Consider the following 23,011-nt stretch of genomic DNA (forward strand, 5'->3'; position numbering starts at 1 on the left):
GCCGGTGCGGGATACTGGAAGCTATGGAGTTCCGCGACCAGAGCCGAGACGCTGCCCCGCCGACCCGACGGAAGGTCGTGCTGCTCGGCTCCACGGGCTCCATCGGCACCCAGGCCATCGACGTCGTCGACGCCGCGCCGGAGCGTTTCGAAGTGACCGCGCTCGCCGCCGGCGGCGGACAGCTGGAGCTGGTCGCGCGGCAGGCGGTCCATACCCGCGCCCAGGCCGTGGGCATCGCTTCCGGGACGGTGGAGGAATTGTCGACGGCGATCAAGGCCGCCGCGGAGGACGCCGCGCTCGCAGGCTACGCGCCGCAGCTTTTTGCCGGCCCGGACGCGGCGGCGAGGACCGCAGCGTGGGAGGACGCCGACGTCGTGCTCAATGGCATCACCGGCTCCATCGGGCTGGCGCCCACCCTGGCCGCGCTCGAAGCCGGGCACGTGCTCGCGCTGGCGAACAAGGAGTCGCTGATTGCCGGCGGCCCGCTGGTGAAGGCCGCCGCCGGGCCGGGTCAGATCGTGCCGGTGGATTCCGAGCATTCGGCGCTGGCCCAGGCACTGCGCGCGGGGGCCGCCAGCGAGGTGGACCGGCTGATCGTGACCGCCTCCGGCGGCCCGTTCCGCGGCTTCACCCGGCGGCAGCTGGCCGGCGTAACGCCCGCGCAGGCGCTGGCCCATCCCACGTGGGACATGGGCCGCATGGTCACCACGAACTCCGCGAGCATGGTCAACAAGGCGCTCGAGGTGATCGAGGCGCATCTGCTCTTCGATGTGCCGCTGAAGCGGATCGACGTCGTGGTCCACCCGCAGTCGGTGGTGCACTCGATGGTGCAGTTCACCGACGGCTCCACCATCGCCCAGGCCTCGCCGCCGGACATGCGGCTGCCGATTGCGCTCGGCATGGGCTGGCCGGACCGTGTTCCCGGCGCCGCCGCGGCCTGCGACTGGTCGAAGGCCACGAGCTGGACGTTCGAGCCGCTGGACGAGGACGTGTTCCCGGCGGTGCGGCTGGCCAAGGAGGCCAGCGCCGCGTCGGACACGGGAATGGCCGTGTACAACGCCGCCAATGAAGAGGCCGTGCATGCCTTCCACGAGGGCCGGATCGGCTTCCCGGCCATCGTGGAAACGATCGCGGCGGTGCTGGAGCAGCACGCACCCGCCGCGGAGCTGACCGTCGAATCGGTGCTGGCCGCGGAACAGTGGGCACGGAAAACCGCACGCGAGCGTTTAGGAATGTTGTGACCGTACTTCTTTTTGTCCTCGGCGTGCTCTTCGTGGCCGTCGGCATCGCCGTGTCCATCGCGCTGCACGAGGTCGGCCACCTCGTGCCGGCCAAGCTGTTCGGCGTGCGCGTCACCCAGTACATGGTGGGCTTCGGCAAGACCCTGTTCTCCCGGCGCAAGGGGGAGACGGAGTACGGCCTCAAGGCGGTCCCCGCCGGCGGCTATGTCTCCATGATCGGCATGTATCCGCCCGCGAAGGGCGGCGACGGCAGGGTGCGCAGGTCCAGCACGGGGCTGTTCCAGCAGTTGGCGGAGGACGCCCGGACGGCCGACGCCGAGCGGCTGCAGCCGGGGGACGAGAACCGGCTCTTCTACAAGCTGCCCGTGTACAAGCGGATCATCATCATGCTCGGCGGCCCGTTCATGAACCTGCTGATCGGCGTCGTACTGCTCGGCATTGTGATGGTCGGCTTCGGCACGGCCCAGCCGAGCACCACGATCGCGCAGGTCAACAAGTGCGTGGTCCCTGCCAGCCAGCAGGCCGAGACCGGCCAGACGGACTGCCTGCCCTCCGACCCCGAGGCGCCTGCCACCGCCGCCGGCATCCGGCCGGGGGACACCGTCACCGAATTCGACGGCAAGCCGGTGACCGACTGGTACGAGCTCACCCGCTGGATCCGCGACGCCGCCGGCCAGCAGACCCCGATCGTGCTCGAACGCGGCGGACAGACCATCCGCACCACCATCACCCCGATCCTGACCGAGCGCCCCGTGCTGGGCGAGGACAACCAGCCGGTGCTGGATGCCAGCGGCGACCCGGTCGTGGAGCAGGCCGGCTTCGTCGGCATGGGTTCCACCACGGAACTGGCCCCGCAGCCCGTCACGGAGGTGCTGCCCGCGGTGGGCGAAAACCTGCAGGCGATTACCGGCGTCGTACTCCACCTCCCGCAGCGGCTGGCGGACGTCGCTGAGGCCGCGTTCAGCGATGCCCCGCGCGATCCCAACGGCCCGATGAGCGTGGTGGGCGTGGGCCGGATCGCCGGCGAAATCACGGCGATGGACGAAATCCCGATGGAGGCACGGGCGGCGTCGCTGATCGGGCTCGTCGGCTCGGTCAACCTGGCCCTGTTCGTCTTCAACCTGATCCCGCTGCTGCCGCTGGACGGCGGGCACATCGCCGGTGCCCTCTGGGAGGCCGTGCGCCGCGGCGTGGCGAGGCTCTTCCGCCGCCCCGACCCGGGCCCGGTGGACATCGCCCGGCTGCTGCCGCTGACGTACGCGGTCGCGATCCTCATGCTGGGCATGGGCGCGCTGCTGATCTACGCGGACATCGTCAAACCGGTGAACATTTTCGGCTAGCGCCCGCGGCTGCCCCCCGGACACGCCCGGGGGACCGAGGCTGCCTCTCCAATGCTTCGCGACCGGCCTAGGCTGGCAGTACTGGCGACGGCGGGGAGGAGAGCCATGGCGGACAGGCGGCCGGGGCGCGAGCCCTCGGGCGGGCACCGGCATCGTGCCCGGGTGCTGGCGGCGGCCGCGGCCGCGGCGGCGCTGGCCCTCGGCGGCTGTTCCGCGGCGGAGGTCGGTGCTTCCCCGGGCGAGTCGGCCCGGCACGAGCAGGCCCGCGTTGTCCTGAAGCCCGCGGGAGCGGCGCCCCAGCTGATTGCCGGTACCGACGCCGAGGCGGCTTTCGCGGCCAGCCGCGCCCTCTTCGAGTCCAGCCCCCTCGCGGTGCTCGCGCCGCCCGAGGACCCCGCGGCCGTCAAGCAGGCCGTCACGGAGGCGGTCAGGCTGGGCGTGCCGCTCCTGCTGGCGGCAGACGGACTGATGGCCGAGCTCGAGCGGCTGGGGGTGCGCAGCGCCAAGGTCTTCGGCACGCCCGAACCGAGCACGACGGCGGCGGCGCCGGGCGCCTCGCCCGGTGCCAGCGGGGGAGCGGCCCAAGGTCAGCGGTCCGACGGAACTTCCCGGCCCGCGGCCTCCTCGGCAGCGCCGGAGGCCGGGTGGTCCGCGCTGCTGCCCGGAATCGGACTCCTCGGACCGGACGACCCGGCGTCGCGTCCCGCCGGGGCGGGCGGAACGGCGCCCGGCTCCGTGCTGCTTGCTCCCGAAGCGGAAGAGGAGCTGCCGGCGGCGGTCGCGGTCGCGCGCGCTGCCGGTGCCCGCGTGCAGCAGGACCCGGCGGCGGACCCGCGCGAAGACCCGAAGACCATCGACTTCCTGCGGGCGGCACCGGACAACAACGTGATCGGTCTGGGTGCGGCCTTCGGGGACGCCGAGATGTTCGCCGCCCGCACCGAGGCGGCCCTCACTGCGCCGGAACTCCCCGGCGGAGGGCTACTCGCGTTCCCGAGCCGGCGCATGGTGGCGCTCTACGGCCATCCGTCCGGTGCTGCACTCGGCGCTCTGGGGGAGCAGGACGTGCAGGCGTCCATCGAGCGGGCCAAGGAACTCGCGAAGCAGTACCAGCCGTACAGCGACCAGCCGGTGCAGCCGGCCTTCGAGATCATCGCGACCGTCGCCACCGACGCGGCCGGGGCGGACGGCGACTACTCGGCGGAGTCGGATGTGTCCGAACTGCGCCGCTGGGTGGACGCGGCCGGCGAGGCGGGCGTCTACGTGGTGCTGGACCTGCAGCCGGGAACCACGGATTTCCTGACCCAGGCCAAGCGGTATGAAGAACTGCTGAAGCTGCCGCACGTCGGCCTGGCCCTGGATCCGGAGTGGCGGCTTCAGCCGGGGCAGCGGCACATGGAACAGATCGGCTCGGTGCCGGCGGCGGAGATCAACGAAGTGTCGGCCTGGCTGGCCGGCCTCATCCGCCGGAACAACCTGCCGCAGAAGGTGCTGATCCTGCACCAGTTCCAGCCGCGCATGATCAGCAACCGCGAAGACCTGGACATGTCGCACGAGGAACTCGCCGTCGTCGTCCATGCGGACGGCCACGGCACCCCGGAACAGAAGATGGACACCTGGCGTACCCTGCGGCAGGACCTGCCGCAGGGTACGTGGATGGGGTGGAAGAACTTCTACGACGAGGACATGCCCGCTTTCACGCCGGAGCGGACGTATCGCGGCGTCAGTCCGGCGCCGTGGTTCGTGTCCTACCAGTGATTAATCCGGTGGTCCCCGGGGCGGTAAGGTGTCCACCATGACTGTTTTTGCTGTGGAGTATGTCTACGCCGCCGACTCGGAAGCCGCACGCGACGAGCACCGTCCGGCACACCGCGAATGGCTTAACGGCTTCGTCGCCGCCGGCCGGCTGCTGGCCTCCGGGCCCTATGCGGATGGCGCCGGCGCCCTGCTGATCTTCACCGCCCCGGACGAGGCCGGCCTCCTGCAGGAGCTGAAGCAGGACCCGTTCAACGTGCAGAACCTGGTTTCGGCACTGAAGGTCACCGAGTGGCAGCCGGTCACGGGAGCGTTCGCCGACTACGCATGAGGTTTCCCACACGGCGCGCAATCGAAAGGCCGCGCCGCGAGGAGGATAATGAAACCTGATCAGCAACTGCCCCAAGGCTCATGGAGGATGCATTGACTTCGGTCAACCTAGGTATGCCGGCGGCGCCGCCGCCCGTTTTGGCTCCGCGGCGCAAGACCCGCCAGATCAAAGTCGGCTCGGTCGGAGTAGGGTCGGATTCGCCCGTCAGCGTCCAGTCCATGACCACCACTCCCACGACGGACATCAACGCGACGCTGCAGCAGATCGCCGAGCTCACCGCCGCGGGCTGCGACATGGTCCGTGTCGCCTGCCCGAGCGCCGACGACGCCGAGGCACTGCCCATCATCGCGAAGAAGTCCCAGATCCCGGTCATCGCGGACATCCACTTCCAGCCCAAGTACGTGTTCGCCGCGATCGACGCCGGCTGTGCGGCCGTCCGCGTGAATCCCGGCAACATCCGCAAGTTCGATGACCAGGTCAAGGAGATCGCGGAGGCGGCCAAGGCGGCCGGCACCTCCATCCGGATCGGCGTCAACGCCGGCTCGCTGGATCCCCGGCTGCTGCAGAAGTACGGCAAGGCCACTCCCGAGGCCCTCGTCGAATCCGCCGTGTGGGAGGCGTCGCTCTTCGAGGAGCACGACTTCCACGACTTCAAGATTTCCGTCAAGCACAATGACCCGGTGGTCATGGTCCGCGCCTACGAGCTGCTGGCCGAGCGCGGGGACTGGCCGCTGCACCTGGGCGTGACCGAGGCCGGGCCGGCCTTCCAGGGCACTATCAAGTCCGCCACCGCTTTCGGCGCCCTGCTGTCCAAGGGCATCGGGGATACCATCCGCGTCTCGCTGTCGGCGCCGCCGGTGGAGGAGATCAAGGTCGGCCTGCAGATCCTGCAGTCGCTGAACCTGCGCGAGCGGAAGCTCGAGATCGTCTCGTGCCCCTCCTGCGGGCGGGCCCAGGTGGACGTCTACACCTTGGCGGACGAGGTGACCGCCGGGCTGGAAGGGATGGAGGTTCCGCTGCGCGTGGCCGTCATGGGCTGCGTCGTCAACGGTCCGGGCGAAGCCCGGGAAGCGGACCTCGGCGTGGCCTCCGGCAACGGCAAGGGCCAGATCTTCGTGAAGGGCGAAGTCATCAAGACCGTGCCCGAAGACCGGATTGTTGAGACACTCATCGAAGAAGCAATGAGAATTGCCGAGGAAATGGGGGACGCCGATGGCGAAGATGCTGTCCAGGGTAGCCCCGTGGTTACCGTCAGCTAGCAGGCAGCGGGACCGCACGGCGGGCGCCGCACAGGAGGCGCCCGCCGAGGCCGGCATCCGGGTCCTGGCCGATGAGGACACGTCCGCCCTGTGGGACGTGGTCAACCGGGATCCGGTGGGCAACGTGTTCCTTGCTGCCCACCTCGAGGCCGCCAAGACCGCGGGACCGACCGGCTCGGGCGCCGAGATCCTCGGCTATTTCACCCCCGAAGGATTGACCGGGGCGTGCTGGGCCGGGGTCAACGTCGTCCCCACCGGGCTGAGCGCGGAGGAAGGCGCCCGCCTCGGCAGCTTCCTCGCCGCGGCGAACCGGCGCACTTCGTCGATCTTCGGTCCGGCCGAGGCCGTGATGGGCATCTGGTCGTCTTACCAGCAGACCGCGAGCCGGCCCTTCGACGTCCGCCCGCGGCAGCCGCTGATGGAACTGCGCGGCGAACCGGCCGTCCCCGCTTCGCCGGACGTCAGGTTTTCCGAGCCGGAGGACCTGGACGTGCTGCTGCCGGCCTGCGTCGCCATGTTCGAAGAGGAAGTCGGCTACTCGCCGATGTCCGGCGGCGGCCAGCACTACCGCCAGCGCGTGCGCAGCCTGATCGGCAAGGGGCATTCGCTCATCCAGCGCGACAGCAACGGCGAGGTGGTCTTCAAGGCCGAGCTGGGCAACGTCTCTTCCGCCGCCGTGCAGCTGCAGGGCGTGTGGATGAATCCCAAGTACCGCGGCCGGGGACTGGCCGCGCCGGCGCTGGCCGCCGTCGTCGAACTTTCCCGCAGGTTCGCACCGGTGGCGAGCCTCTACGTCAACGACTACAACCACCGGGCGATCCTGGCGTACGAGCGGGTCGGCTTCACCCAGGTCGGCACCTTCGCGACCGTGCTGTTCTGACGTCCGGGCAGCGGACGGACAGCCGGCGGCCGCCCGGTTCACGCCTGCGGGCCGAGGAACCGTAGGATGGGTAACTGATTCTTCCTCCCAGACCCAGAAACGGATTCCAAGCGTGGTCCTGCGACTTTCCACTCTGTTCCTGCGCACTTTGCGCGAAGACCCGGTTGACGCAGAGGTCGCCAGCCACAAGCTGCTGGTCCGCGCGGGCTACATCCGCCGGGCCGCTCCGGGCATCTACTCCTGGCTGCCGCTGGGCCTGAAGGTCCTGGGCAAGGTCGAGGCGATCGTGCGCGAGGAGATGAACTCGATCGGCGCGCAGGAAGTCCATTTCCCGGCGCTGCTGCCGCGCGAACCGTACGAGGCGACGAACCGCTGGACCGAGTACGGCGAGGGGCTTTTCCGGCTGAAGGACCGCAAGGACGCGGACTACCTGCTGGCGCCCACGCACGAGGAAATGTTCACGCTGCTGGTCAAGGACCTGTACTCGTCCTACAAGGACCTGCCGGTCTGCCTGTACCAGATCCAGACGAAGTACCGCGACGAGGCCCGCCCGCGGGCAGGCCTGCTGCGCGGCCGCGAATTCATCATGAAGGACTCCTACTCCTTCGACATCGACGACGCCGGACTGGACGCGAGCTATGCGGCGCACCGGGCCGCGTACCTGCGCATCTTCGACCGGCTGGGACTGGAAGTCGTCCCGGTCAAGGCGACCGCGGGCGCCATGGGCGGCTCCAAGAGCGAGGAATTCCTGCATCCGACCGACGTCGGCGAGGACACGTTCGTCCGCTCCGCCGGCGGATATGCCGCCAACGTCGAGGCGGTTACCACCGTGGTTCCGCCGGCCATCGACTTCAGCGAAGCACCCGCGGCCGAGGTCAAGGACACGCCGGACACGCCGACCATCGAGACCCTGGTGGCCGCCGCCAACCAGATCGCGCCGCGGGCCGACCGGCCGTGGACCGCCGCCGACACGCTCAAGAACGTGGTGCTGGCCGCCACGCTGCCGACCGGGGAACGCCGGATCCTGGTGATCGGCGTCCCGGGCGACCGCGCAGTCGACCTCAAGCGCGTGGAAGCCAACATCGCAGGCTTCCTGCCGGTCGGCGGCGAAGTGGGCATCGAGCCGGCCACCGAAGACGACCTGAAGAAGCACCCGGGCCTGGTCAAGGGCTACATCGGGCCGGGGGAGAGCCTCGACGCCGCGGTGCTGGGCACCGAGGGCAAGACCGGCCTGCTGTTCCTGGTGGATCCGCGCGTGGTCTCCGGAAGCAGCTGGATCACCGGCGCCAACCTCGACGGCAAGCACGTGTTCGGCCTCGTCGCCGGGCGCGACTTCGGCTGGGACGGCGTGATCGAGTCCGTCGAGGTGCGCGCGGGCGACCCCGCCCCGGACGGCTCCGGTCCGCTCGAGGCCGCGCGCGGCATCGAAATGGGGCACATCTTCCAGCTCGGCCGGAAGTACGCGGAGGCGCTCGGACTGCAGGTCCTCGACTCCAACGGCAAGCTCACCACCGTGACCATGGGCTCCTACGGTGTCGGCGTCACCCGCGCCGTGGCCGCACTGGCCGAGTCCAACCATGACGGCAGGGGGCTGGTCTGGCCACGGAACGTCGCACCGGCGGACGTGCACCTCGTGGCCACGGGCAAGGGAACGGAAATCTTCGAGGCTGCCGCCGAGCTCGCTGACGAATTCGAAGCCGCCGGCCTCGAGGTCATCTACGACGACCGGCCCAAGGTCTCCCCGGGCGTGAAGTTCGGCGACGCCGAACTGATCGGCGTGCCGACGATCGTGGTCGTCGGGCGCGGCCTGGCTGACGGCGTCGTCGAGGTGAAGGACCGCGCCACCGGCGAGGCGCAGAACATTGCCCTGGAGGACGCGGTCGCCCACGTGGCGGCGCTTGCCGGCAAGTGACCTCCGGGCTCGAAGAGCTCGAGCTGGCGACGATCCTCCTGGTGGTCGTCGCCGGTTTCGCGGCGGGCTGGGTGGATGCCGTGGTCGGCGGCGGAGGGCTGGTCCAGCTTCCCGCCCTGCTGCTGGTGCCCGGCATCAGCCCGGTCCAGGCGCTGGCCACGAACAAGATGGGCTCCATCTTCGGCACCACGACCAGCGCCGTGACGTACTACCGCCGGGCCCACCCCGACCTGAAGACGGCGCTGCCGATGGCCGGCGTGGCGCTGGCGGGCAGCTTCGGCGGCGCCATCGTCGCCACCGTGCTGCCGGCGGAGGTCTTCAAGCCGATCATCATCGCCGCCCTGGTCGTCGTTGCCGTCTTCACGGCGCTCCGACCCACCGCCGGAACCCTCACGAAGCTGCGCTACAGCGGCGTGCGGCACTTTGGCGCCGCCGCCGGGATCGGGCTCGTCATCGGCTTCTATGACGGCCTGATCGGCCCGGGAACCGGCTCGTTCCTGATCATCGCGATGGTGGCCATGCTCGGCTACAACTTCCTGGCCGCCAGCGCCAAGGCCAAGATCGTCAACATGGCGACCAACGCCGGCGCCCTGATGTTCTTCCTGCCCAGCGGCGCCCTGCTATGGGGCCTCGGCCTGGTGCTCGGGGCGGCCAATATGGCCGGCGGCTATGTCGGCGCCCGGATGGCGATCACCAAGGGCAGCCGGTTCATCCGGGTTGTGTTCCTGCTCGTCGTGGCCGCGCTGATCATCAAGCTCGGCTACGACGTGGTGCAGGAGAACATGCCGGGCCGGTAGCCGGTAGCCGGTAGCTCCGACGCCGGGCTGTCCCGTTGGCTGCGGCCCGGCGTCTGCCGCCCGGCCGCGCAGCGGCTCAGCCTTCGCCGCCGTCCTCGTCCAGCCCCGGAGTGAGCGGCGGCCGGCCTCCGGCCTCGGCGAGCCGGACAGCCGCCGCGGCAAGGTCGGCGGCCGCCGCTCCGCGGAGGGACCGGTCGAAGGCGACGGCGTCGGCCAGTGCGGAGGCCGTGTCCCGTTCGGCTGCGGCCAGAGCCTCGAGCGGCTGCGCAGCCGGATCCGCAGGGAACGGGTACGCGGCCGCGCGCTCCGGCAGCGCCAGGCAGGCCGAGGCGGCGAGGTCCTCCCACCGGCCCGCCAGCGCGCGGTGCGCCGCGTAGCGTTCCTCGGCGGCAGCGCGATCCTTTCCCGAGAGCCTGGGCAGCGCGGCCTCGTAGATGAAGATGGTGCGGTATTCGGTGACGACGACGCCGGCCACGGCCCGCGCTTCGTTGCTCCCCTGGGTGCCGGGGGAGGTGGTGTCCGCGGGCTGAGGCTCCGGGACCGGGGAAGACGAGGAGGCTCCGCCGGCAGCGGGCGTGCATTCCGCTGCGGCCGCCGAGGGAGGCGTCCACGGTGCGGGACTCCGGGTCTGAGGGAAGGCGCCGTGCAGGGCGACGGCCTGGCTGTAAACGGAGGCACCGACGGAGGCGAGCAGTCGTGCCAGCCCCGGTTCGGCAGCCTGCGAGCCGTCGAGCAGGAGCTTGTACGCGGCGGACAGCGTGTCAAGTGCCTGCTGCGGATCCGGCTCGGGTTGGCTCGCGGCCGTGCCGGATGCGATGGCGGAATGCTCGCCGCCCGCGGACGGCGCCGTCCCTGCGGAGGGCCGGGCCTCGCCCGAACCGTCCTGCGCCGCGGGGGAGCCGGACGGCCAGGTGGTGACCAGCGGGAACATCGCCGCCTGGCGGCGCAGGTCTCCGGCGAGCCGGGACGCCAGCCGCGATCCGCCGTCGTTGTTTCCTTCCTCCCGTGCGGCCAGTGCCTCGAGGCGGTCGGCGGCATCCAGCAGGCTGTCCTCCGCGTCCACGCGCAGCTGGTCCGCGGTGCTCAGGGGCGGCGGGCCTTCGTCGACCGGGGCGACCACGGTGCCCAGGCCGATGACCAGGGCGCCGGCCAGCAGCAGCAGGAGCGTGCGGCGCAGGAACCGCCCGGACTTCGCGGCGGCGGACGGTGCAGGAGACGGTTCCACAACAGTCGATGATGCCATGCCGCGCCGGGGCGGGCGTCAACGACTGTCCGGGAAAGTCGCTAGGCTAGTAGCTACAACATCATCTAGCGGGAGGCAGCAATGGCCGATCGGCCCGATCGCACCGGCGGGTTCCAGCCGGGGAATCCAACCGGCACCCATGCAGAGGCGGATCGCCTGAAGGAACTCGTAGCGCCGGCCGTGGCCGCCAAGGAGCTCTACCTGGAGGATGTCGAGGTGCGCACCGCGGGCACCCAGCGCACCGTGCACGTCGTCGTGGACCTGCCTGAGGACCGGGTGGGCGGTGTGGGACTGGACACCATCGCCGAGCTGTCGCAGGTGCTGTCGAAGATCCTGGACGAGGATCCGCACGACACCGGCGACGCGTACGATCTTGAAGTGTCATCGCCGGGTGTGAGCCGGCCGCTGACCGAACCGCGGCACTGGCGGCGGAACCTCGGCCGGCTGGTACGCGCCAAGGTGATCGACGGCGAGGACGTGACCGGGCGCCTGCTGGAGGTCCGGGAAGATGGCGTCACCCTCCGGCCGCAGCTGGCCGTCCGGAAGGGAATGAAGCCCAAGGAAGGCGAACCCGTGGAGCTGGCCTTCGGCAATATCCGCAGCGGGAAAGTGGAAATAGAATTCACCCAGCTGGACGAAGAACTGGCCGCGGCTGAGCGGCGCGGCGAACTTGAGAATGAGGAAGACTGACATGGATATCGACATGAGCGCCCTGCGGCTGCTGGAACGCGAACGCGAAATCCCCTTGGATCTGCTCATTCCAACGATCGAGCAGGCGCTGCTGGTGGCGTACCACAAGACGCCCGGCTCCATCGAGAAGGCCCGGGCCGAACTGGACCGCAAGAGCGGGCACGTGACCATCTGGGCCGCCGAGGTTGACGAGGACGGCGAGGTCGTCGGCGAGTTCGACGACACGCCCAACGGCTTCGGCCGCATCGCGGCATCGACCGCCCGGCAGATCATCCTGCAGCGCCTCCGCGACGCCGAGGATGACAACGTGCTCGGTGTTTTCCGCGGCAAGGAAGGCGAGCTGGTCTCCGGCGTCATCCAGCAGGGGCACAACCCGAACATGGTGCAGGTGGACCTGGGCACGGTCGAGGCGCTGCTCCCGCCGCCCGAGCAGGTGCCGGGGGAGAGCTATCCGCACGGCGCGCGGCTCCGGGCCTACGTCGTGGATGTCCACCGCGGCCTGAAGGGCCCGTCGATCACCCTTTCCCGCTCGCATCCGGGGCTGGTCCGCAAGCTTTTCGAACTCGAGGTTCCGGAGATCGCGGACCACAGCGTCGAGATCGTGGCGCTGGCGCGCGAGGCCGGACACCGGACCAAGATCGCCGTCAAGGCGAACGTGCCGGGCCTGAACGCCAAGGGCGCCTGCATCGGGGAGATGGGTTCGCGGGTGCGCGCGGTCATGACCGAGCTGCACGACGAAAAGATCGACATCGTGGACTTCAGCGAGGACCCGGCGACCTTCATCGGCAACGCGCTGTCGCCGTCGCGCGTCACCTCCGTCACGATCACGGATACGGACGCCCGCTCGGCCCGCGTGGTGGTGCCGGACTACCAGCTGTCGCTGGCCATCGGCAAGGAGGGCCAGAACGCCCGCCTCGCGGCCAAGCTGACCGGCTGGCGGATCGACATCGTCTCGGATGCGGTGGCCGTCCAATAGCCTCCCTGCCCGATCCGACCGGCCCGGTTCGTGGCCGGCTTGCCGAAAGCGCTAGAATGAATACGGTCCGGTCTCCCCGGAAGCCGCCGCAGCGTACCTGCATTGGCTGCCGGAAGCAGGATGACCAGCCCGGCCTGCTGCGTTTGGCCATCGCGCCGGACGGCCTTGGTGCCGTCGTCGTCGATCTCCGCCGCCGCTCGCCCGGGAGGGGTGCCTGGTTGCACCCGGATTCCGCGTGCATGGCCTTGGCTTTGAAGCGGCGTGCCTTCAACCGAGCCTTTAGGGGTAAAGTTGATAGCCGCGCCGTCGAAAGCTACTTCAGCGCGCGAACAACCGTCCAACCTGAAAGCGGGTCAGAAAACTGATGGAAACCCGATGAGTGCCAAGCGATGAGTGCCCAACGATGACTCATCTGTTGTGCACTGCTCACGGTCGTTCTCCGCAGCACCCCACGTGCGGTGCGGGAGACCGCAGCAAGAAATAGACGGTTCGTACCTGGCTCGGTGCGGACCGAGACAGGAGAAATGTGGCCAAGGTCCGCGTACACGAGCTCGCGAAAGAGCTCGGTATTACCTCTAAAGATGCAGTTGCCAAACTGCAGGAACTGGGCGAATTCGTCCGGTCCGCCTCGTCGACTATCGAGGCACCCGTAGTCAAGAAGCTTCGTGATGCCTACCCGGCCGCCGGTGCAAAGGGCGCAGCCGCGCCCGCCGGCCGGCAGGCGCCTGCCGGACGCCCGGCTCCCGGGCCCAAGCCCGGTGCCGCCCCGTCGCCGCGGCCGGGCGCCAAGCCCTCGCCGGCTCCGCAGGCCCCGGCGGCTTCCCAGCAGGCCGAACCTGCGGCACCGTCCGCTCCCTCGGTACCTGCCGAACCGCAGGCACCTGCCGCCCAGGCCGCACCGTCGGCTCCGGCTGAAGCGTCCGCTCCGGCCCCTGCCGAAACCCCGGCTGCTCCCAAGCCCGGTTCCGCCGCCCCGCGCCCCGGCGCCCCGCGGCCTTCCGGTCCGCGCCCGGGCAACAATCCGTTTGCCACGTCCCAGGGCATGCCCCGGGGCGGCCGCGACCGCGATTCCGATCGTGCTCCGCGTCCGGGCAACAACCCCTTCGCTACCTCCCAGGGCATGCCCCGGGGCGGCCGCGACGGCGCACCCCGTCCGGCTGCCGGCCAGGGTGGTCCCCGTCCCGCAGCGGGCCAGGGCGGTCCGCGTCCGGGCGCACCGCGTCCCGGCGCACCCCGTCCGGGAGCGCCCCGTCCGGGCGCACCCCGTCCCGGTGCCCCGCGGCCCGGCGGCGGTCCCGGTGGCGCGCGTCCGACGCCGGGCATGATGCCTAACCGCACCGAGCGCCCGGCACCTGCCGGCCGCTCCGGCGGTCCCGGTCGTCCGGGCGCTCCCGGCCGTCCGGGCGGTGCCCCGGGTGGCGCTCCGGCCGGCGGCGGCTTCGGCAAGGGCGGCCGCGGACGCGGCGGCACGCAGGGCGCCTTCGGCAAGGGGGGCGCCGGCCGCGGCAAGCAGCGCAAGTCGAAGCGCGCGAAGCGCCAGGAACTGGAGCAGATGAGCGCACCGTCGCTGGGCGGCGTGAGCGTTCCCCGCGGCGATGGCAACACGGTTGTCCGCCTGCGCCGCGGCTCCTCCATCACGGATTTTGCCGACAAGATCGAGGCGAACCCGGCCGCACTGGTGACCGTGCTCTTCCACCTGGGTGAGATGGCCACGGCCACCCAGTCCCTGGACGAGGCGACCTTCGAGGTCCTCGGCGCGGAGCTGGGCTACAAGATCCAGGTTGTTTCCCCCGAGGACGAGGAGCGCGAGCTGCTCGATTCGTTCGACATCGACCTCGAGGCCGAACTCGAGGCCGAGGGCGACGCGGACCTGGAGAAGCGTCCGGCGGTCGTGACCGTCATGGGCCACGTGGACCACGGTAAGACCCGCCTGCTGGACGCCATCCGGCACTCGAACGTTGTCGAGGGCGAACACGGCGGCATCACCCAGCACATCGGTGCCTACCAGATCGGTTTCGACCACGACGGCCGGCAGCGCCGGATCACCTTCATCGATACCCCGGGCCACGAGGCGTTCACCGCCATGCGTGCCCGCGGTGCGAAGGTCACCGACATCGCCATCCTGGTGGTCGCCGCGGACGACGGCGTCATGCCGCAGACCGTGGAGGCGCTCAACCACGCGCAGGCCGCCGGGGTGCCGATCGTGGTGGCCGTGAACAAGATCGATAAGGAAGGCGCGAACCCGGACAAGATCCGCGGCCAGCTGACCGAGTACGGCCTGGTACCCGAGGAGTACGGCGGCGACACGATGTTCGTCGACGTCTCGGCACGCCAGAACCTCAACATCGACGACCTGCTCTCGGCAGTCCTGCTGACCGCGGACGCGGCGCTGGACCTGCGGGCCAACCCGAACAAGGACGCCCGCGGCATCGCCATCGAAGCGAACCTGGACAAGGGCCGCGGCGCAGTCGCGACCGTGCTGGTCCAGTCCGGAACGCTGAAGGTGGGCGACACGATCGTGGCCGGCATTGCGCATGGCCGCGTGCGTGCCATGTTCGACGAGAACGGCGACCAGGTCGAGGCAGCCGCGCCGTCCCGTCCGGTGCAGGTCCTCGGCCTGTCCACGGTGCCCCGCGCCGGCGACACCTTCCTGGTGACCGACGACGAGCGCACTGCCCGCCAGATCGCCGAGAAGCGCGAAGCTGCGGACCGCAACGCCGCACTGGCCAAGCGCCGCAAGCGCATCAGCCTCGAGGACTTCGACAAGGCCGTGGCCGAGGGCAAGGTTGACACCCTCAACCTCATCCTCAAGGGCGACGTGTCCGGTGCGGTCGAAGCGCTGGAGGACTCGCTGCTCAAGATTGACGTCGGCGAAGATGTCCAGCTGCGCGTTATCCACCGCGGTGTCGGTGCGATCACGCAGAACGACGTCAACCTGGCGACCGTGGACAACGCGATCATCATCGGCTTCAACGTCAAGCCGGCCGAGCGCGTGGCCGAACTGGCCGACCGCGAAGGCGTCGACATGCGCTTCTACTCGGTCATCTACGCCGCAATCGATGACATCGAACTGGCGCTGAAGGGCATGCTGAAGCCGGAGTACGAGGAAGCGCAGCTCGGCACCGCCGAGATCCGCGAGATCTTCCGCTCCTCCAAGTTCGGCAACATCGCCGGCTCGATTGTCCGCTCGGGCACGATCCGCCGTAACTCCAAGGCGCGCGTCTCCCGCGACGGCAACGTCATCGGCGAGAACCTCACCGTTGAGTCGCTCAAGCGGTTCAAGGACGATGCGACCGAGGTCCGCGAGGGCTTCGAGTGCGGTATCGGCCTGGGGTCGTTCAACGACCTCAAGGAAGGCGACATCATCGAGACCTACGAGATGCGCGAGAAGCCGCGCGTCTAGTCAGTTCTCCCGGGCGGGCGCCTGGACCGGCCGCACAGCCGGCCAGGCGTCCGCCCCTTAACCACCCGACATGAGGAGGGGACCCATGGCTGATCCAGCCCGCGCAGCCAAGCTGGCTGACCGGATCAAGGTCGTCGTAGCACAGGCGCTGGACCGCAGGGTGAAGGATCCGCGGCTCGGCTTCGTCACCATCACCGACGCCCGCGTCACCAACGACCTGCAGCACGCCACGCTGTACTACACCGTCTTCGGGGACGAGGCGCAGCAGAGCGACACACGCAAGGCCCTCGAGTCGGCCAAGGGCATCCTCCGCTCGGAGGTCGGCAAGAACATCACGGCCCGGCTGACGCCGACCCTGGAATTCGTGCCGGACGAGATCCCGGTCAACGCCAGCAACCTGGAGGAACTCCTGCGCACGGCCAAGGCCCGGGACGCCGAGGTGGCCGCCCTCGCCGAGGGCGCGAGCTTTGCCGGCGACTCCGATCCCTATCGCAAGGATGAAGAGGACGACGACGAGGAAGACTTCGCGGACGATCCCGACGAGCGCGACGGCACCCGCTGATTCCGTCGAGCTGACCTGGCCGAGGGGGCCGTGCAGCACCTGCCCCCGCCGGAGGGAGACTCCGGTACCGCCCGGAACTGTGGACCAGAGCATGCCATGCGTGCCCTCCACGGTTCCGGGCAGTCTCCTTTAACGACGGTTTTGATGACGGCGCGGGGTCCGGCACACGATGGTGCAGTAGGGTCGAGCTATTCCCGGCAACGGGAGCTGTCAACGACCGAAGCAGTGTCCTCGAAACAAGGTGGTGCCATGGACGACAAGATCGCCGAATACCTGACCCATGCCGTGGAACTGGCGGTCAGGAACGTCGACGCGCAGGGCGGCCCCTTCGGCGCCATCGTCGTCGCTGCGGACGGCAGGGTCTTCGAAGGCACCAACCGGGTCACTGCAAACAACGACCCGACCGCGCATGCCGAGGTCGTCGCCATCCGGCGCGCCTGCCAGGAGCTGGGGACGTTCAACCTGGACGGCGCCTCGCTGTACAGCAGCTGCGAGCCCTGCCCGCTCTGCCTCTCCGCCGCGTTGTGGTCCCGGCTGGACCGGGTCTATTTCGCAGCCGACCGCCACGACGCGGCGCGGGCGGGCTTCGACGACGCCGCCTTCTACGACTACATCATGGGACGGGGCCAGGAAGCGCTGATGCCGGTCTCCCAGATCACGGTCCCGACGTCCCAGGAGCCCTTCCGCAGCTGGGAACAACTGGACGCGAAGACCGAGTACTGAGACGGCGGCGTCATTCGCAGCTTCCGGACGCCCATATACTGGAAGGCGTGAATTCCGGGCCGCTCCGTTCAGGACTGATTATCGTGGACAAGCCGCAGGGGTGGACCAGCCATGACGTGGTCGGCCGCATGCGGCGGCTGGCGGGTACCCGGAAGGTGGGACACGCCGGCACGCTGGACCCGATGGCTACCGGCGTCCTGGTTGTGGGGATCAACCGCGCCACGCGGCTCCTGACCTACATCGTGGGCACCCGGAAGACCTACACCGCAACCATTCGGCTGGGCCAGTCAACGGTGACCGACGACGCCGAGGGCGACGTCACGAACGAGACCATCGCCGCTGCCGTCACCGAGGACGCGATCCGCGCCGCCGTCGCCAACCTGACCGGGGACATCGAGCAGGTGCCCAGCAGCGTCTCCGCGATCAAGGTCAACGGCCAGCGGTCCTATGCGAGGGTACGGGCCGGCGCCGAGGTGGATCTGCCCGCCAGGCCGGTCACGGTGCACCGCTTCGACATCCACGACATCCGGCGCGAACGGGGCGGCAAGCTCCTGGACATCGACGCCACAGTGGAATGCTCCTCCGGCACCTACATCCGCGCGCTGGCCAGGGACCTGGGCGATGCCTTGGGGGTTGGCGGGCACCTGACGGCGCTCCGGCGGACCCAGGTTGGTCCGTACGGGATCGACGCTGCCGCGACGTTGGAAGAGCTGGCCGAGGAGCTGCAGCTGCTGGAACTCGACGACGCGGCCCGCGCGCTCTTCCCGGCGCGCGAGTTGGAGCCGGCCGAGGCGGCCGACCTCTCTCACGGGCGCCGCATCTCCGCCAGCACCGAGGCAGGACCGGTTGCGGCGTTCGCGCCGGACGGGCGGCTCGTGGCACTGCTGGACAACAAGGGTTCCGACGCGAAGCCGCTGCTGGTGTTCGCACCGGGTAACGACGAGGCCGGGCGGTAGTGGCAGTCGACGGATTCTTCATCACCGGCGTAGTGATCTGCCTGGTGTCGGCGCTTATCTGCATCGTCGCTGCGATCATCCGGCAGCCGCCGAATGATATCACGATCCTGGCAGTGGCCGCCGTCGAACTCTTCCTGCTCGTCTACGGCGTGGCCGCGGTCTTCCGGCAGCTCGGGGGAGAGCCGGTCGCCGGGGAGGCCTGGGAGTTCTGGGGCTACTGGATCACGGCCCTCCTGGTCCCGGTCGCGGCGTTCTGGTGGTCCATGCTGGAACGAAGCCGCTGGAGCAACCTGGTCCTGGGCGCCGTCGGACTCACCATCGCCGTGATGCTGGTCCGGATGGAACAGATCTGGGACATGGCGGGGACGGCACTATGAAAGCGAAGTCAGGAACCATGAGCTCAACCAGTCCGGCCGGCCGGGAATCCGAGCAGGAACAGGCCGGCGGTGCTGTGCGCGCCGAACAGCGCGCCAGCGGCCCGGGGCGGCTGATCATCGCCGTCTACGGGATCTTCGCCGTCTCCGCCACGGCGCGGGCGGCCTACCAGATCGCCACCAAGTTCTCCGCGGCCCCCGCGGCGTACCTGCTGTCAGCGTTCGCCGCCGCCGTCTACATCCTCGCCGCCGTCGCCCTGGCCAAGAAGGGCCTGCGCTGGTTCTGGACTTCCGTGGCCGCCATCAGCGTGGAACTGCTGGGGGTGCTCGCGGTCGGCCTGCTCAGCGTGTTCGACGCCGCGCTGCTGCCGGACGACACGGTGTGGTCCGGCTTCGGCAAGGGCTACGGCTACGTCCCGCTGCTCCTGCCGCTGCTGGGGCTATGGTGGCTGTGGAGGCACCGCCCGGGCCGGCCCGGAATGCGGTAACAGTGCCGCCGTCTGCATAATGGATGAGGTCTTCCCGTCCGCGCCTGCGCGGGCCGGCAGCCGCCGCCGAAGCCGAACAACGCGAGGAGAAACTGTGCACTACTGGAAAGACCTGGCCGAAGTACCGTCCGGCTTTGGTCCCTCAGTGGTAACCCTGGGCAACTTCGACGGCGTCCACCGCGGCCACCAGCAGGTGCTCACCACCCTGGTGGAGACCGCCGCGCGGCACAGCGCCAGTGCGGTAGCCATCTCCTTCGACCCGCATCCTGCCCAGGTGCACCGGCCCGAGTCCGCCCCGCCGCAGATCATGGGCCTGGCTGACCGGGTCGCCGCGCTGGAAGAAACCGGCATCGACGGCCTGCTGATGATGACCTACACGCTGGAGCTGGCCGCCGACACGCCGGAAGAGTTCGTCCGCAAGGTGTTCGTGGAAGCGCTCGGCGCCTGCGCCGTCGTCATCGGCCACGATGTCCGCTTCGGCAAGGACAATTCGGGGGACTTGGTGACCATGCAGGAACTCGGCGAGCAGTTCGGCTTCGCAGTGGACGTCATCGAGGAGTACGGCTCGGACCAGCCGGACGCGCCGGACGTGCTGAACGGGGACCGGCGCTGCTCCTCGTCCTGGGTGCGGGAGGCACTGATCGAGGGCGACGTCGCCACCGCCGCGCAGATCCTGGGCCGCCTGCACCGGGTGCGCGGCGAAGTCGTGCACGGGGATGCCCGCGGGCGCGAGCTAGGTTTCCCGACCGCGAATCTCTCCACCGACGCGAGCGGACTGGTTCCGGCCGACGGCGTGTACGCCGGGTGGCTGATCGACCAGGCCGGGACGCGGTGGCCCGCGGCCATTTCCGTCGGCTCCAATCCGACGTTCGTCGGTGCCAGCCGCCGCGTCGAGGCCCACGTGATTGACCGGCCCGTCGAGCGGACGGCGGACTTCGACCTCTACGGCCAGCAGGTCGTGGTGGAATTCGTGCAGCGGCTCCGGGGGATGGTGGCGTACACCGGGGCGGAGGCGCTGGTGACCCAGATGCAGCTCGATGTGGCCCAGTGCCGGGCCCTGCTTTCGACAGAGTAAGTACGCGCCGGGTAGACTGGAGCGCGAATCCGGCTGCGGTCCGTGGCGGCTGGATTTTATCCGTGCCTGCCGGCCAGTCCGCTGCAGGGTTCGCGGAGCCCCCGGCAGCGAAGTGCTGATTCGGGCCTCACGGCACAACTTCTAGGAGTTACTGTGGCATTGGACGCCGCTATCAAGCAGGAAATCATCAAGGAATACGCCACCCACGAGGGCGACACGGGTTCTCCCGAGGTACAGATCGCTGTTCTGTCCCGCCGCATCTCGGACCTGACGGAACACCTGAAGATGCACAAGCATGACCACCACACCCGCCGCGGCCTGATGGCCCTGGTCGGTCGCCGCCGGCGCATGCTTGCCTACCTGCACGACACCGACATCGCCCGCTACCGTTCGCTCATTGAGCGTCTCGGCCTGCGCCGCTAGTCTGACAACGAAGGCGGCTCTCTCGGATCTGCTGAGCGCACCTGGGGGAGCCGCCTTTTGTTTGCACCACCGAAATTACATCAACAGGAGTTGACCGGCATCGTCAGCATTCGCGGTCCTCGGTAGTGACCTCCGGGAGGCAGCTGCAACGCAGCGCCGCCCCGGGCGTCTCGATCGAAGACCGGGTGTTGATCCGGCCCAAAGGCCGCAACCAGGCGCCGACCACCAAGGCCGGCAGGCAAGCCTGGCGGCGGTGCCGGTTTCCTCCGCCACCGAAAGAAACGGAGGTGGCTCTCTTGGAGGGTCCCGAAATCCAGTTCTCCGAAGCCGTTATCGACAACGGCCGCTTCGGCCAGCGCGTCGTCCGGTTCGAAACCGGCCGCCTTGCGCAGCAGGCCGCCGGCTCCGCGATGGTCTACATCGACGAAGACACCGCCCTGCTGTCGGCGACGACCGCCGGCAAGTCCCCGCGCGAAGGCTTCGACTTCTTCCCGCTGACCGTGGATGTCGAGGAGCGCATGTACGCTGCCGGCCGCATCCCCGGTTCGTTCTTCCGCCGCGAGGGGCGTCCGTCCACGGAAGCCATCCTGGCCTGCCGCCTGATGGACCGCCCGTTGCGCCCGGCCTTCGTCAAGGGCCTGCGCAACGAGGTGCAGATCGTCGTGACGGTCCTGTCCATCAACCCGGACGTGCTCTACGACGTCGTTGCCATCAACGCTTCGTCCATGTCCACCCAGCTGAGCGGCCTGCCGTTCTCCGGCCCGATCGGCGGCGTCCGCGTTGCCCTGATCGAGGACCAGTGGGTCGCTTTCCCGAAGCACTCGGAGCTCGAACGCGCCGTTTTCAGCATGGTTGTTGCCGGACGCGTGGTCTCCGATGCCAACGGCGACGACGTTGCCATCATGATGGTCGAGGCAGAGGCTACCGACAACGCCTGGAACCTGATCAAGGACGAGGGTGCCACCGCGCCGACCGAAGAGGTCGTGGCAGAGGGCCTGGAGGCTGCCAAGCCGTTCATCCGTGCCCTGTGCGAGGCCCAGTCGGACCTCGCGGCCCGTGCCGCGAAGCCGACCGTCGAGTTCCCGGTCTTCAAGGACTACGAGGATGACGCTTACGCCGCCGTCGAGTCCGCTGCCGCCGGCAAGCTGGCGGAGATCTTCTCCATCGCCGACAAGCAGGCCCGCAACGACGCCGCCGATGAATTCAAGGCCGAGGTCCTGGCACAGCTTGCCGGCTCCGAGGACTCCGCTTTCGCCGGCCGCGAGCGTGAGATCAGCGCCGCGTTCAACTCCGTTACCAAGCAGGTCGTGCGCCAGCGCATCCTGAAGGAGCAGGTCCGCATCGACGGCCGCGGCCTGACGGACATCCGCAAGCTGACCGCGGAGGTCGAGGTGCTCCCGCGGGTGCACGGTTCCGCTATCTTCGAGCGCGGCGAAACCCAGATCATGGGCGTGACCACGCTGAACATGCTCAAGATGGAACAGCAGATCGACTCGCTGTCCCCGGTCACGCACAAGCGCTACCTGCACCACTACAACTTCCCGCCGTTCTCCACGGGCGAGACCGGTCGCGTGGGTTCGCCCAAGCGCCGCGAAATCGGCCACGGCGCCCTCGCCGAGCGCGCCCTGGTTCCGGTGCTGCCCTCCCGCGAAGAGTTCCCGTACGCGATCCGCCAGGTCTCCGAGGCGCTGGGCTCCAACGGCTCCACCTCGATGGGCTCGGTCTGCGCGTCGACGCTGTCGATGCTCAACGCGGGCGTGCCGCTGAAGGCGCCGGTTGCCGGCATCGCCATGGGCCTGGTTTCCGACCAGGTCGACGGCGAGACCCGTTACGCCGCGCTGACGGACATCCTGGGTGCCGAAGACGCCTACGGCGACATGGACTTCAAGGTTGCCGGAACGTCCGAGTTCGTGACCGCCATCCAGCTCGACACCAAGCTGGACGGCATCCCCGCCTCGGTCCTCGCGGCGGCGCTGAAGCAGGCCCGCGAGGCACGGCTGCACATCCTCGGCGTAATCAACGCGGCAATCGATACCCCGGATGAGCTCTCCGAGTTCGCTCCGCGGATCATCTCCGTGAAGATCCCGGTGGACAAGATCGGCGAGGTCATCGGCCCCAAGGGCAAGATGATCAACCAGATCCAGGAAGACACCGGTGCGGACATCTCCATCGAGGACGACGGCACGGTGCTGATCGGCGCCACGGACGGCTCCTCGGCCGAGGCTGCCCGCGCGGCGGTCAACGCCATCGCCAACCCGCAGATCCCCGAGGTCGGCGAGCGGTACCTGGGCACGGTCGTGAAGACCACCACCTTCGGTGCCTTCGTCTCCCTGACTCCGGGCAAGGACGGCCTGCTGCACATCTCCGAGCTGCGCAAGCTCGCCGGCGGCAAGCGCGTGGACAACGTCGAAGACGTCGTCTCCGTGGGCCAGAAGGTCCAGGTCGAGATCACCAAGATCGACGACCGCGGCAAGCTCTCCCTGTCCCCGGTCGTGGCCGAGGAATCCGCCGAGGCAGAGGGCGGGCGCGAGCACACCGAGGAAGCTGCGGAAGGCTCCGACGACTAAATGCCTGAAGCATTTGACC

At 69.4% G+C, this 23,011-nt stretch carries 21 protein-coding genes; 20 read left to right on the forward strand and 1 reads right to left on the reverse strand.

Annotated elements, in window-relative coordinates:
* The first annotated feature begins 23 nt into the window (after positions 1-23).
* The 8 genes from dxr (at position 24) to AHIS1636_RS03710 (ending at position 9,512) form a co-directional block, all read left to right on the forward strand.
* Positions 24-1,241 carry a 1-deoxy-D-xylulose-5-phosphate reductoisomerase gene (gene dxr / locus AHIS1636_RS03675; RefSeq protein WP_264794458.1) on the forward strand — a complete coding sequence of 406 codons (1,218 nt, stop codon included), beginning with the start codon at positions 24-26 and terminating at the stop codon, positions 1,239-1,241.
* Positions 1,238-2,581, forward strand: a complete 1,344-nt coding sequence (locus AHIS1636_RS03680; protein WP_264794459.1) for a M50 family metallopeptidase — start codon at positions 1,238-1,240, stop codon at positions 2,579-2,581. Before dxr ends, AHIS1636_RS03680 begins: the two co-directional genes overlap by 4 nt.
* 105 nt (positions 2,582-2,686) lie before the next feature.
* Positions 2,687-4,336, forward strand: a complete 1,650-nt coding sequence (locus AHIS1636_RS03685; protein WP_264794460.1) for a hypothetical protein — start codon at positions 2,687-2,689, stop codon at positions 4,334-4,336.
* Positions 4,337-4,373: 37 nt separating this feature from the next.
* Positions 4,374-4,664 carry a YciI family protein gene (locus AHIS1636_RS03690; RefSeq protein ID WP_264794461.1) on the forward strand — a complete coding sequence of 97 codons (291 nt, stop codon included), beginning with the start codon at positions 4,374-4,376 and terminating at the stop codon, positions 4,662-4,664.
* Positions 4,665-4,756: 92 nt separating this feature from the next.
* On the forward strand, positions 4,757-5,923 hold the full coding sequence (ispG, locus tag AHIS1636_RS03695; RefSeq protein WP_264794462.1) for a flavodoxin-dependent (E)-4-hydroxy-3-methylbut-2-enyl-diphosphate synthase: 1,167 nt from the start codon (positions 4,757-4,759) through the stop codon (positions 5,921-5,923).
* Positions 5,877-6,803: a GNAT family N-acetyltransferase gene (locus tag AHIS1636_RS03700; RefSeq protein ID WP_309298560.1), complete on the forward strand. Its 927-nt coding sequence runs from the start codon at positions 5,877-5,879 to the stop codon at positions 6,801-6,803. The genes ispG and AHIS1636_RS03700 overlap by 47 nt, the downstream gene beginning before the upstream one ends.
* A gap of 112 nt (positions 6,804-6,915) precedes the next feature.
* Entirely contained in the window at positions 6,916-8,715 is a 1,800-nt protein-coding gene (locus AHIS1636_RS03705; protein WP_264794463.1) for a proline--tRNA ligase, read from the forward strand.
* Complete coding sequence (locus AHIS1636_RS03710) at positions 8,712-9,512, forward strand: sulfite exporter TauE/SafE family protein (protein ID WP_264794464.1); 801 nt, start codon at positions 8,712-8,714, stop codon at positions 9,510-9,512. Before AHIS1636_RS03705 ends, AHIS1636_RS03710 begins: the two co-directional genes overlap by 4 nt.
* Positions 9,513-9,588: 76 nt before the next feature.
* On the opposite strand, the gene AHIS1636_RS03715 is transcribed toward AHIS1636_RS03710, so the two are convergent.
* On the reverse strand, positions 9,589-10,737 hold the full coding sequence (locus tag AHIS1636_RS03715) for a DUF4439 domain-containing protein (RefSeq protein WP_264794465.1): 1,149 nt from the start codon (positions 10,735-10,737) through the stop codon (positions 9,589-9,591).
* Positions 10,738-10,836: 99 nt separating this feature from the next.
* Here AHIS1636_RS03715 and rimP point away from each other — a divergent pair, with 99 nt between their 5' ends.
* The 12 genes from rimP (at position 10,837) to AHIS1636_RS03775 (ending at position 22,992) form a co-directional block, all read left to right on the forward strand.
* Entirely contained in the window at positions 10,837-11,445 is a 609-nt protein-coding gene (gene rimP / locus AHIS1636_RS03720) for a ribosome maturation factor RimP (RefSeq protein ID WP_264794466.1), read from the forward strand.
* A gap of 1 nt (position 11,446) precedes the next feature.
* Positions 11,447-12,421: a transcription termination factor NusA gene (gene nusA / locus AHIS1636_RS03725; RefSeq protein WP_264794467.1), complete on the forward strand. Its 975-nt coding sequence runs from the start codon at positions 11,447-11,449 to the stop codon at positions 12,419-12,421.
* A 56-nt stretch (positions 12,422-12,477) separates the two neighbouring features.
* On the forward strand, positions 12,478-12,786 hold the full coding sequence (locus AHIS1636_RS03730) for a YlxR family protein (RefSeq protein WP_264794468.1): 309 nt from the start codon (positions 12,478-12,480) through the stop codon (positions 12,784-12,786).
* Positions 12,787-12,947: 161 nt separating this feature from the next.
* Positions 12,948-15,824 carry a translation initiation factor IF-2 gene (infB, locus tag AHIS1636_RS03735; protein WP_264794469.1) on the forward strand — a complete coding sequence of 959 codons (2,877 nt, stop codon included), beginning with the start codon at positions 12,948-12,950 and terminating at the stop codon, positions 15,822-15,824.
* Positions 15,825-15,909: 85 nt separating this feature from the next.
* The gene (gene rbfA / locus AHIS1636_RS03740; RefSeq protein ID WP_264794470.1) at positions 15,910-16,386 is read left to right on the forward strand and encodes a 30S ribosome-binding factor RbfA; all 477 of its coding nucleotides are present in this window, start codon (positions 15,910-15,912) and stop codon (positions 16,384-16,386) included.
* A 249-nt stretch (positions 16,387-16,635) separates the two neighbouring features.
* Positions 16,636-17,109, forward strand: coding sequence for a nucleoside deaminase (locus tag AHIS1636_RS03745; RefSeq protein ID WP_264794471.1), 474 nt, complete (start codon positions 16,636-16,638; stop codon positions 17,107-17,109).
* 47 nt (positions 17,110-17,156) lie between these two features.
* A complete protein-coding gene (truB, locus tag AHIS1636_RS03750; protein WP_264794472.1) occupies positions 17,157-18,065 on the forward strand; it encodes a tRNA pseudouridine(55) synthase TruB in 909 nt (302 codons plus the stop codon).
* Complete coding sequence (locus tag AHIS1636_RS03755; protein ID WP_264794473.1) at positions 18,065-18,442, forward strand: hypothetical protein; 378 nt, start codon at positions 18,065-18,067, stop codon at positions 18,440-18,442. Before truB ends, AHIS1636_RS03755 begins: the two co-directional genes overlap by 1 nt.
* 17 nt (positions 18,443-18,459) lie before the next feature.
* Entirely contained in the window at positions 18,460-18,927 is a 468-nt protein-coding gene (locus AHIS1636_RS03760) for a hypothetical protein (protein ID WP_264794474.1), read from the forward strand.
* Between the two features lie 94 nt (positions 18,928-19,021).
* Positions 19,022-20,002 carry a bifunctional riboflavin kinase/FAD synthetase gene (locus tag AHIS1636_RS03765; protein ID WP_264794475.1) on the forward strand — a complete coding sequence of 327 codons (981 nt, stop codon included), beginning with the start codon at positions 19,022-19,024 and terminating at the stop codon, positions 20,000-20,002.
* A gap of 153 nt (positions 20,003-20,155) precedes the next feature.
* Positions 20,156-20,425, forward strand: coding sequence for a 30S ribosomal protein S15 (rpsO, locus tag AHIS1636_RS03770; RefSeq protein WP_264794476.1), 270 nt, complete (start codon positions 20,156-20,158; stop codon positions 20,423-20,425).
* 296 nt (positions 20,426-20,721) lie between these two features.
* Positions 20,722-22,992 (forward strand): polyribonucleotide nucleotidyltransferase, encoded by a 2,271-nt coding sequence (locus AHIS1636_RS03775; protein WP_264794542.1) that lies wholly within the window; start codon positions 20,722-20,724, stop codon positions 22,990-22,992.
* Positions 22,993-23,011: the final 19 nt, after the last annotated feature.

Origin of the sequence: Arthrobacter mangrovi, from assembly GCF_026011795.1 — a bacterium.
Taxonomy (GTDB): Bacteria; Actinomycetota; Actinomycetes; order Actinomycetales; family Micrococcaceae; genus Crystallibacter; species Crystallibacter mangrovi.

Bases quoted from the DNA above. Each gene is read 5' to 3' on its own strand.
- dxr (WP_264794458.1), top strand. From the start codon at position 24: ATGGAGTTCCGCGACCAGAGCCGAGACGCTGCCCCGCCGACCCGACGG.
- AHIS1636_RS03685 (WP_264794460.1), top strand. From the start codon at position 2,687: ATGGCGGACAGGCGGCCGGGGCGCGAGCCCTCGGGCGGGCACCGGCAT.
- AHIS1636_RS03690 (WP_264794461.1), top strand. From the start codon at position 4,374: ATGACTGTTTTTGCTGTGGAGTATGTCTACGCCGCCGACTCGGAAGCC.
- AHIS1636_RS03700 (WP_309298560.1), top strand. From the start codon at position 5,877: ATGGCGAAGATGCTGTCCAGGGTAGCCCCGTGGTTACCGTCAGCTAGC.
- rimP (WP_264794466.1), top strand. From the start codon at position 10,837: ATGGCCGATCGGCCCGATCGCACCGGCGGGTTCCAGCCGGGGAATCCA.
- nusA (WP_264794467.1), top strand. From the start codon at position 11,447: ATGGATATCGACATGAGCGCCCTGCGGCTGCTGGAACGCGAACGCGAA.
- AHIS1636_RS03730 (WP_264794468.1), top strand. From the start codon at position 12,478: ATGAATACGGTCCGGTCTCCCCGGAAGCCGCCGCAGCGTACCTGCATT.
- rbfA (WP_264794470.1), top strand. From the start codon at position 15,910: ATGGCTGATCCAGCCCGCGCAGCCAAGCTGGCTGACCGGATCAAGGTC.
- AHIS1636_RS03745 (WP_264794471.1), top strand. From the start codon at position 16,636: ATGGACGACAAGATCGCCGAATACCTGACCCATGCCGTGGAACTGGCG.
- AHIS1636_RS03760 (WP_264794474.1), top strand. From the start codon at position 18,460: ATGAGCTCAACCAGTCCGGCCGGCCGGGAATCCGAGCAGGAACAGGCC.